Source organism: Okeania sp. (assembly GCF_983059655.1).
In genome coordinates this window covers 1-2,047 of the sequence record NZ_CEZPJD010001111.1, presented here as the reverse complement: position 1 = coordinate 2,047, position 2,047 = coordinate 1, and the positions used below count along the sequence as shown (strand labels likewise).

Genomic DNA, 2,047 nt, shown 5'->3' with positions numbered 1-2,047 from the left:
AGTATTATTCCTTTCCCTGAAGCTACTTATAAAAGTTTAATTGCAGGAGCCGATCGGGCACTTTATCAAGCAAAACAAAAAGGTAGAAATCGGGTGATCCCCTATGTAGGTGATATAATTATTAACTAGCTATAGCAATCCTATTTTATTTGTGTATAAAAATCCTACTGCTTTTAGGCAACAGGCAACAGGCAACGGGCAACAGGAGGGAGTTTCAGTTTTTTTATCTACTTTTTGATTTGTCGCAACCTATTTAGGATTGCTATATAAGCTTCTTATAAGAAGATTTTACAGCAGTTTTCACACAGTAGGGAGATTGCATGGAACGTCCTGGGTTTTGGTTATGACGATGTGGTTCATCAAGAGCGAAAAGCGCTGTAATATATAGATTGTTTCAGTCAGCTTTTATAGTAAAATTTAATTCTCACTCAATTAGTAAAGCTTTTATCTAGAACTAAAAAGAAGCAATAGCTGATGGCTGTTTGCGCAGCATTCCCGAAGAAATGCTTACTATGTATCTAATGCTAACACCCATATTTTATACAAATTTAAAAAAATAATGTTATGAATAATAGGCACTATTAAAATACTTTATTATGAAATAGATGTTTGACAAAAAAAATAGTTTACAGCATCAAAAATCGTATTATACCTATTCATTCTGACTCCTGAATTATTAATTATATGAAATTTAATATTCTTTACAGACTAAAACTTAGGTCATCCAAAGCACTAGAAAATCTCAACTTCCTACAGATAGTAACGATATTTTTCATTCTATTGGGATTGTGGGTAATATTTGATTTATCTACTAATATATTGGCTGAATTTTTATGGTTTGAAGAACTTAATTATTTGTATGTCTTAATAACTAAATTACAAACTGAAACTTTATTATGGATAATTACTTTTGTAATTACATCAGTCTTCTTTTTAGCAAATCTCAGACTAGCGAGTATATTTAAGTATCCAAAAAATCAAAATCGAAAAACCGAAGTATATGAAGAAATGATGCTAATTCCACCAGTAACTCTGCCATCAAGTAAGTTGCGTATTGAACCCTCATTTAATCTGGGGTGGTTGTTATGTTTAGTATTAGGACTAATTTTATTAATAGGACTTATTCTCACCCATTATATTCAAGTATTTACTGATTATTGGCATCCTGATTTCACAGTTGCGAAAGTATCTCCACAAATTCCTTCAGCATTTAGCATAGAATCAATGTGGCAAATATTCAGTCAAATACCATCTAACTGGTGGATATTAGGATTATTTATTGTATTAGGTATTATTGTTATTATTAATCCCATATTATGGTTAAGTATATTTGCGATAGTGCTAAGTTTAATTTTTAGTTTTGTTCTTTCAAATCATTGGGGAAATATATTACAACTATTTAATAGTACTCCTTTTGCTGAAAAAGAAGATTTATTTAATATAAATATCAGTTTTTATGTTTTTCAAATTCCAGTATTACAATTATTAAATTTTTGGTTGATAGGGTTATTTTTATATGGACTGGTTGCTTGTACTCTCATCTATTTATTGTCTGGCAATAGTCTAAGTAAAGGCTATTTTCATCAATTTTCTCACCAACAACAACGACATCTTCATACTTTAGGTGGAGGTTTTATATTAACCATAGCCTATAGTTACTTTCTAGCTTGTTTTGAATTAGTTTATTCTCAGCGTGGTGTCATCTATGGTGCTGGTTACACAGATGTCAAAGTTCAGCTTCCTGCTTATATATTTTTGGCAGTTTTAGCATTATTAATTGCATTATTTTTGTTTTGGCAAGCAATTTTTTCTGTTAAAGATATTCAGCCTTATATTGAAGCCAGTCTCCGATTTCTGCGTTTGAGCCGAAGAAGGAAAAAAAAGAGAAAATTGAGTGCAAAACTATTTGCTAATAGCTATTCATTAAGAGCTATATTAACATGGTATTTAATCATAGCAGTAGTCACTGGTTGGTTATTACCAAAAATTGTACAAATAACCATGGTACAACCTAACGAAATAGACCGAGAAAGTCCATATATTAAAC

1 protein-coding gene is annotated in these 2,047 nt (G+C 30.7%); it reads left to right on the top strand.

Annotated features, from left to right (window positions below):
- Positions 1–684 precede the first annotated feature (684 nt).
- On the top strand, positions 685–2,047 hold a 1,363-nt coding region (locus AC3DU7_RS32290), incomplete at its 3' end, for a UPF0182 family protein (RefSeq protein WP_488043308.1).